Origin of the sequence: Mesorhizobium sp. L103C119B0, assembly GCF_000502235.1 — a bacterium.
Taxonomy (GTDB): Bacteria; Pseudomonadota; Alphaproteobacteria; order Rhizobiales; family Rhizobiaceae; genus Mesorhizobium.
In genome coordinates this window covers 1-7948 of sequence record NZ_AYXE01000045.1, presented here as the reverse complement: position 1 = coordinate 7948, position 7948 = coordinate 1, and the positions used below count along the sequence as shown (strand labels likewise).

Below are 7948 nucleotides of genomic sequence, written 5' to 3'. Positions count from 1 at the left end.
ATATGATTTCAACGACCGCGCTCTGCCCCTCGGCATCGCGCTATGGGTCGAACTGGTGACGAGAGAACAGAACTAAGCTGGATCAACATTCATTGCATCCATAGGATCGCGGCGCCGAGATGCATAAGGCGAGGAAGTGGACGGCGCCACGATCGAGGCGTGTAGCGAAGCGTCTGAAGTGCTTGAGCTTGTTGAAGCAACGTTCGATGCGGTTGCGGGTCTTGTAGAGGAGGCGTCGTGCGGGATCGTCACCTTGCGGGATTGCTTAGATGGGATGACGGCGAGCATGTCGGCGTCGGTGATGATCTGGCGCAAGTCGTTGCTGTGGTAGGCTTTGTCGGCGATGTCCCATGGCCCAGCCACAGGTCGCGCTTCCTGGGCTCGTTGAGCCAGCACCGAAGGATCTTATCGCGACCTTCATCGATAAGATTGTCAGCCGGCAACGCCAATCGTGGCAAGCGCATCAATGCCGAGCGCCCTCATCTGCAGGAACTCCGACCGGCGGACCATCGACTTCCCGATGGCAATCTCCGGGGTTAGCGCCGCGAACTCTTCTGCACCGGCCGGACAAATCTCCTGCAGAAACCGATGTACCAGGAGCTTGTGGCGTTCCACCGTGGTGGGGGCCAGCCCGCTCTCATGCGTGAGATGCGCCGCGAACACATCAACAATTTGCTCGTTCTCCGTGCGCTCAACTGGAAAGACGGCGCCCGCATTAAACCTTCATCACGTAATGCAGAAAGCAAGCACGGGAGCGCTGCCCTGGTCCCCGCATTGATGCTCCAATGCTCAGAGCGACGCCCGAAAAACCGCTCAATGTGCGCTTCGCTTAGATTCTGGGGTCGTGTCCGCTACCGACGTGCCAATCCAGAAAATCTCGAAACAGCTGAGCGATTACCTAGTATATCGCCGACCGAAGCCTTCGTCCCTCAATCTGGCCGCGTAATCACGTGAAAACTCGCCATAGGGGCTGGGATCAGCTTCCGACAAAGTGTGCTGCGTTGCCGATAATCACTTGCGTTCATGTGTCCTCTCCTTCACCTCAACTGCGACGGAGGGGCCTATTCTATGCCGATCCAGCTGCGGCTAAGTCATGAAAGGTTGGTCGCTCGATAAAGTTCGGCAGTCGGCATAAACCTGCAAGCTCCAATGACGTCAGTCCCGTCGCCTATATCGCCGAATCCCTACAGGCCATCCTCAGCGGCCATCCGCAGCCAAGATCGAAGATCTCGGCCAACAGGACATCGGCTGAGCGCCCACGTAGGGAAGCGGCTGTTTGCAAGATCCGACTTTGCGACCGCAGGACGAAACCGCCAATGCATGGCAGCCCAAATAGGCTGCCGGGCGGCTTTGCCGAAACGCGTGGCCTAGAATGCGGCCGCAGGACGGCACATCGGCCAAGCGCCCAATTGTGATGGCAGGCTGCGCAAAATGATCTGTTGGGGATCATGCGAAGCTAGGTGCCCTATCAACTGCCCACAGACTGGGAGGGGGTTGAGGAAATATTGCACGCCGCCAAATTGCACGGCCGGTTCATCCCAGCCCGTATGAAGACCTCGCGGGTCCTGATGGAGACCGAAGCCTGCACATTTCAGCACGGCCTCCTTCCTAGTCCACAGATCAAGGAACTTTCGCTCACATAGGTGGCGCGGAGTTGCTTCCAAGGTCCTTGCCTCCTGGTCGGTCATAATACGGTAAGCCAACTGGCGGCAATTTGCCAAAGGGCGCCTATGCTCAACATCTATCCCAACCGAGCCCGAGGCCGACAGGGCGACAGCGGACCAATCGTGGCTATGAGACTGACTCACCTCAATCTCGTGCGCTGGCAGTCGAGGCTTGCCGAAACCCGAAACGGTCAACTGGAGATCACACGGCGAAACATGCAAGTGCGCAGCAAGAATGGTTCGAAAAGCGAATTTTGCCTGAAGATATGAAAGACGCAGGTCTGAGTAACGGATTTTTTCGGCCCGTTCCAACTCAGCTGGGCTCAGCACCTCACGCAAGTGCGATGTTGGGATCATTAGCTGGGAATGCCGGAAAATCCAAACGTCGATTGTGCCCGTCTGCCTGTTCGCATGCATGCGTCCCAGCGTGTGAATCGCTCCACCACACGCCCTTGCCTGATCAGCGCAACGGACGAGTCGCTGATGCTTCGCCCGTTTACACCCTGCAGCTGCCTTAGACGGGGAGCACTTCTACACCGCCGACGGGTCCCGATGTGTAAAGATGTGCGAAACCCACTTCAACGATTGTGAAATGACTTTATGCTCCTTGCGTCTCTTTTTGGAGTCTTCCTTTCACAATTCATATGGGGCATTCATCTGCAATTCAAATTCGAATAAAATGTGTACTTCGGCAGAAGGACGCTTCATCAATTAAGTCAAAATAAGTTCTTAGAACATTCAACCCAATTTTCAAAAAAGTGGGTAGCTTTCTCCGCACAACAAGTGGCGGAGAAAGCAATGGATTATGTCACGCGTCCGCTGAATGGGCCTCTTCTTGCCATGGCGTTAACCTCCGTTGCGTGCTGAGCGGCGGATTGGGTGCAAAGGCGTCAGCTTTTTATTCGTCCCTGACCTCAGACCTTGTGGTGAAGGTACCATTGTCAGCGATCGGCGGTTGCAAAGATCCTGTAAAATTTAATTGAAGGACCTGTTGCCACATTTTGGTTACCGGCGGTCTGGCACGGAGCGCCTCGACGAATTTCGGAGGGTTTCGAAAATGGACGTCAGTTTAACCAGTCGGTCATCCTGCTTGCGTGCGCTGATACCTGACCCGATAGAATGCGACTAGGCCAATTGCGCCGGCGACCAGATGCTGCGCGACACAGAAGTGTACCGAAGGTCCTGCAAATTCGTCGAGAAGAGGGCGGTCATGGCAGACTTCTCCGTTCGGACGATTGTCCTCAGGCACTGCGCTAATGGTTTGCATGTCCTTGTAGGCTCGCGCTTCGGAAATCGCCAGGGATCTGCCGGATGCATCGGCCTGATGTCGGATAGAGAAGCCGCAGTCCGAGCTTATTGCGACAGCGCCTCGCGCAACTAGACGCTGGGCGGCTGTGACATAGGCCGACTCAAGCTCGGGATCGCCGCGGACGACTGTCTCCACCCAAGCTCCGGGCACGGTCTCCGTTATGATGGGAAAGTTGCAGGTCGCGGGATTCAGAAGCGAGCCGGGCCGCGGCTTTGGTGGCGTGGAGCCGGGCGGCAGCCCCCATTCGAGATTCAGTATTCCAAGAGAGGGTGGGGGTTTCGATGCCAATTCGCTGAACCTTGTTCAAGTAGCGTAGTGATGCTGCTGTTGGTCGAAGGCCGGCGGCTCATGTCGCGGGGTCCCGGTAGATCGAAATGCCGTCAGAGCTTGCCAACTGTCGCATAGACCATCTCCTCCGGCTCGTAATGCCAGCATGGCATAAGTCGCACGCAGCCGGGAACATTCGCGGATCAGCGCATCGAGATGGTCTGTATCGACACGGATTGCCTCAATGCTTTCCGCCGCAAGATAGTCGTACCGAGCTAGATCAGCCGACAGGGTAATTGGATGAAGACCAAGACGCTGAGCCGCTTGGACGAACAGCAGACCATTGCTCCTTGTGCCCTCAACCAGGATGAGCGCTCTTCTTGCCATTAGCTGTTGACTCCGACGTTGCGTGCTGTCCGGCGGTCCGAGCGTAATTTGGCATCAGCTCTGTTACGTGCCTGTTCTCAGACCTTGCGATGAACGTACCATTGTCAGCGATTTGCGGGCGCAAAGATTCTGTAAACCTATTTGAAGGTTTTGTCGTACGGCTGGAGGACGCAAAGAGGATGGCGAGCTGCTGGGCAGAGGGCGAGACTGGCGAACTGTTCGCCTGAGGGCGATTCGCTTGTCATTTTGCGTCATGTGAATCATTTCGGGTATCGCTCAATGTCGCAGCGGTACTTTCCCATGAATTTGAAGCCGAGCATGTTCCGCGCGCAGCGCCTGATCGGCAGATGGTCCTGGTCAATGCCATTAATGCGGTGCTGCTTCGGTGGATACGGATCGGCTTCAACCAACGCCTGGAACGATCCTGCAAGCGATTTGTGGCGTCGCAAGAAGCGATCGTCTCACGGTCGGTCTGGCTGCGGCCGATGATGACGCGGTCCGGCCGGCCATGACCAAAGCGATCACGACGGTTGGATTTCCAAACCCGGCGAAGAACTTTGTTCCAACGAGGCGAAACAGCTCTGGGTAAGCATGGCCGACCCGCTACATCTACGTCGCCATCATCCTCCATGTATCTTGCTGACTTGCTTTGTCACCTTCGGCCGCAAGCACGACAACCGATATTGATCGCGTTCTGCGGTCCATGCGCAAGGGTGCACAGAGTGTCTGGTCTGAACGGCGGGTAGCCGTGATTCGAGAAGCAACGCGTCCGGCACCAGTTCCGCGCTGGCAAGCCGGCGGCTGAGAAAGTGGCCTCGGCCCATCCAGTCCTTGATCGTACCGAAGACATGTTCGACCGTTTGTCGCCGACCGTATGGGATCAGGCATCCGGTCCAGCCTAGCCTGCACGGCGTCGATCACCCGTTCATGCTCCCAGCGCCGGATGCGTCGAACTTCTCGGGCATACAGCCTTGAGTTCGCAGGTCGAGCAGGTGGTCAGATGGCAATAAAAGATGACGGGGGGCTGTCAGGAATTCAGTGCGCGAGGCCCTGATGATAGAAAGGAGAGAAACATCACACGGCTATCAAGAAAGAACTTCCGGACCAATTTTTGGCGGGATGCGATCCAAACGAGGTGTTTGCCAAGGACTGATGACTGGACGAGCTGAAGAAAGTTCTCTCGGAGCAGATACTGAACGCCGAAATTGACGAGGACATCGAGGAGGGTCGAGCCGATGCGTGCTCGAACCGCCGCAGCGGTCATTCGAAGTAGACGCTTTTCAACCGACACGTCGAAGATAACGCCGTCGATCCCGCGCGACTGAGCGGGCACCTTCGATCCGAAGCTGATCGCTAGGGTAGCGCCACTTCCGCACTTCGACGCAAAATCGTTTCGATGCACGCGCGCGGCATTAGCGCGATATCCGCAGCCCACCTGGAAGAGCTTTACAGCATCGACGTGCCGCCGGAGTTGATCTCACCAACTACCGACGCCGTTCTTAAGATTGGCCAAATGTCAAAACCGACCGCTCGACATCTGCTATCGGCTGGTCTTCTATCACGCCATTCGAGTCAAGGTCAGGGACGAAGTTATCTCGACGATATAGTCACCGAGGTTTTCCGGCAAGGAAAGCTGATTCCGGCGGCCCTTCCCCCAGATGAAACTCGCCATGCCCATTCGTCCCGTTCAACCTGGAGCAGACTACCATTGATGGGGAGTTTTCACGACCCACGGTACACGACAGTGGGTTGGTGAGAGGCCGGGAATCAGTTGGAATGAAGGATTCGTCTCGCCAAAGAAGGATCTTTCGATGCCACTTCTTCCCGACGCTCTCGCGGCGACGTTAGCGCGCTGTGTTGGTCTGAGCAACGCCCGCCGGCAGACACTGGTGGTGGTGATCTTGCGCATGATCAGCGCGCGTACGGTGAACCTTAGCCATCTTGCCGCCGCGTTCTGCGGGCCGGCCAAACTGACCTCCAATTACCGGCGCCTGCAGCGGTTCTTCCAGCATGTTCAACTCGACGGGGACTGGCTGGCCAAGGCGCTAGTGGCGCTGCTTGGGCTTGCGCCGCCCTACCGGCTTTGCCTCGACCGGACCAACTGGAAAGTCGGCTGCAAGGACATCAACCTGCTGGTGCTTTGCATCGCCACGCGACCGGTCCGCATTCCCGTGCTGTGGGACATTCTGGACCATGGCGGCAGCTCAACGATCGCGCAGCGCAAGGCGCTCATCGAACGCTTCATGGCTCTGTTCGGTAGGAGCTCAATCAAGCTTCTGCTTTCCGACCGCGAATTCTTCGGCAACCAATGATTTGAATTTCCTTATCGAAAAGGACATCCCCTTCGCCATCCGCGTCAGCGACCGCTTGCATGTGCGCCTCAACGATGGCTTCGAAGGCCCGCTTGAGCGGCTCACCCACAACAAATTGGGCGCGCAGCCGCCTGAAGAAGGCAAAGGGCTGCTTCGCCGGCATGCAAGAACGCTTCGCCGAGGCGCTCAGCTTCGGCGTCGTCCTACGCCAGGACAAACCCCTCATCGTCGCCGCCACCAACCGCCAACCCAAAAGGGCGCTCAAGGCCTACAAGAAGCGCTGGCAGATCGAATGCCTGTTCGCCGAAACCAAAACCCGCGGCTTCAACATGGAAGACACTAGGCTCACACAGCCCGCAAAGCTCTCCCTGCTGCTCGCCGTCATCGGCCTTGCCTTGGCCCCGAGCCTGGCATGTGCCATCGCCCTCAAGGGCCACAGCGACATCACTCGCGCCAGCCATGGATACAGGCGAAAATCATGGTTCCGAACCGGCTTCGACGTCCTCCGACATTGGCTCTTCGCCAATCCCGCCAGCGCCCTCAACAGATGGAACACCATCTGGAGCCGCGTCCCAAATCGCTTCTACAAAACCAGAGTCGTGTAATGTGTTTCACGACAGCCTCGTGGACATCGGACAATGCAGAAGGCAATTGACTGAGGCGTGAACTTCACTTCCCTTGCGGTGCAATTCTGTCCGCCATATTTGGCAAAAAGAGCCGGGCAACCCATACCTACTGTCGGGTTTGTCGAGTCCGCGACGCGGTAGTGTTCGGCCTATCTACGGCAACACTTTGTTGTAATCGATTGACTAGAATGCAGAAATTTTTCTGAGGCTCGTTTTGGGCAGTTGGCACGGATTTTGAAACGCCCAACACGGCAACTGCCAACCAATTATAAACTTGGATGGACAGGATCGAGCTGCCCCGCGGGAGCATCGCGTGATCCGCGATCCCACCTAGTGTCGACGATCATTAAACCGTGGAGAAGCTAAAGGGAGGACCAAACTCATAATTGGTCTTTATGCATTCACGGCATTCTCGCCATCCGAGTCCATGACCCCAGCGATGGCGCAAGAAAACCGCCCGGTTGTCCTAGCTACCAACGGCGGCGCCTACGAGAAGATTATCCGCGAGGACTGGCTGAGCCCCTTCGAAGAGGCCACCGGGATCAAGGTCGTCGTCATCCCCTCCGGCAACACCGCCGAACGGCGTGCCCACGTGCAGGCCATGATCGCTTCCGGCAATGTCACTTGGGACATGTTCATCGAAGGCGCAATGGACGCCGAGGCGCCGTCCCACGCCGAGCATGCCGCGAACATTGACGACTTCTGCGCGCAGTTCACGGATCGAGCAGATCTGCTGCCTGGCTCCTGCAAGGCATCAGGCGTCCTCTGGGGCCGAGGTGCGACGCTGATGAGCTACAGCAAAGAGCATTTCCCCAACGGCGGTCCGACGAGTTGGGAGGAGTTCTGGGACACTGAGGCCTTTCCCGGCATCCGCGCCATGCCCGCGCAGCCGGACGCCTGGCGGCAATTGACTGCCGCGCTTCTGGCCGACGGCGTGCCCGTGGACGATCTCTATCCGATGGACGTCGATCGCGCGTTCGAGAAACTCGACGAATTGCGGCCGCATGTGGGGATGTGGTGGACGACCGGCGACCAGACGACACAGGGCTTTCGCAACGGGGATTCTGATGCCGGCTTCATGTGGATGACCCGCACCACCGCGCTCAGGAACGAAGGACAGCCCATCGCATGGTCATATGATGGAGCGCTTCTGGTGGGCGATCGCTACGCCGTTGTGAAGGGCGCGCCCCACAAGGCGGAAGCGCTTGAACTGCTGAAATTCTTCCTGGATTCGCCTGAAGTGCAGGGGAAGATTTGCGAAGCCCTGGCGTGTACGCCGCCGAGTACGGAGGCGCTACAGTACATGACCGCGGAAGCGCGTGCCAACATGCCGACCGCCGAGCAGATCGGTTCCGAAATGGTGGTTCCGGACGCCGAGTGGGA

Annotated in this window: 5 protein-coding genes and 4 pseudogenes; 5 read left to right on the top strand and 4 right to left on the bottom strand. The window is 57.5% G+C overall.

What is annotated here, in order from left to right:
* Positions 1–136 precede the first annotated feature (136 nt).
* The gene (locus tag X728_RS137255; protein WP_023833276.1) at positions 137–331 is read left to right on the top strand and encodes a hypothetical protein; all 195 of its coding nucleotides are present in this window, start codon (positions 137–139) and stop codon (positions 329–331) included.
* A 101-nt stretch (positions 332–432) separates the two neighbouring features.
* Here the strand turns inward: X728_RS137255 and X728_RS1000000168100 are convergent, their stop codons facing one another.
* The 4 genes and pseudogenes from X728_RS1000000168100 to X728_RS1000000171940 form a co-directional block, all read right to left on the bottom strand.
* A complete protein-coding gene (locus X728_RS1000000168100; RefSeq protein WP_023833275.1) occupies positions 433–663 on the bottom strand; it encodes a hypothetical protein in 231 nt (76 codons plus the stop codon).
* Positions 664–3356: 2693 nt separating this feature from the next.
* A pseudogene (locus tag X728_RS1000000169895) lies at positions 3357–3627 on the bottom strand (hypothetical protein); the annotation flags it as partial.
* 305 nt (positions 3628–3932) lie between these two features.
* Positions 3933–4138 (bottom strand): annotated as a pseudogene (locus X728_RS1000000170800) (IS6 family transposase); the annotation flags it as partial.
* Between the two features lie 277 nt (positions 4139–4415).
* Positions 4416–4578, bottom strand: a pseudogene (locus X728_RS1000000171940) (IS5/IS1182 family transposase); the annotation flags it as partial.
* A gap of 133 nt (positions 4579–4711) precedes the next feature.
* Between X728_RS1000000171940 and X728_RS1000000171935 the strand changes: the two are divergent.
* The 4 genes and pseudogenes from X728_RS1000000171935 to X728_RS137270 all read left to right on the top strand — a co-directional run.
* Positions 4712–5216 (top strand): annotated as a pseudogene (locus tag X728_RS1000000171935) (transposase); the annotation flags it as partial.
* Between the two features lie 222 nt (positions 5217–5438).
* Positions 5439–5939 (top strand): hypothetical protein, encoded by a 501-nt coding sequence (locus X728_RS00355; RefSeq protein WP_050589985.1) that lies wholly within the window; start codon positions 5439–5441, stop codon positions 5937–5939.
* 92 nt (positions 5940–6031) lie between these two features.
* Positions 6032–6544, top strand: a complete 513-nt coding sequence (locus X728_RS1000000168095; RefSeq protein ID WP_196815129.1) for a transposase — start codon at positions 6032–6034, stop codon at positions 6542–6544.
* Positions 6545–7004: 460 nt separating this feature from the next.
* The coding region (locus X728_RS137270) for an ABC transporter substrate-binding protein (protein ID WP_023833269.1) at positions 7005–7948 on the top strand (944 nt) is incomplete at its 3' end.

Bases quoted from the DNA above. Each gene is read 5' to 3' on its own strand.
- X728_RS00355 (WP_050589985.1), top strand. From the start codon at position 5,439: ATGCCACTTCTTCCCGACGCTCTCGCGGCGACGTTAGCGCGCTGTGTT.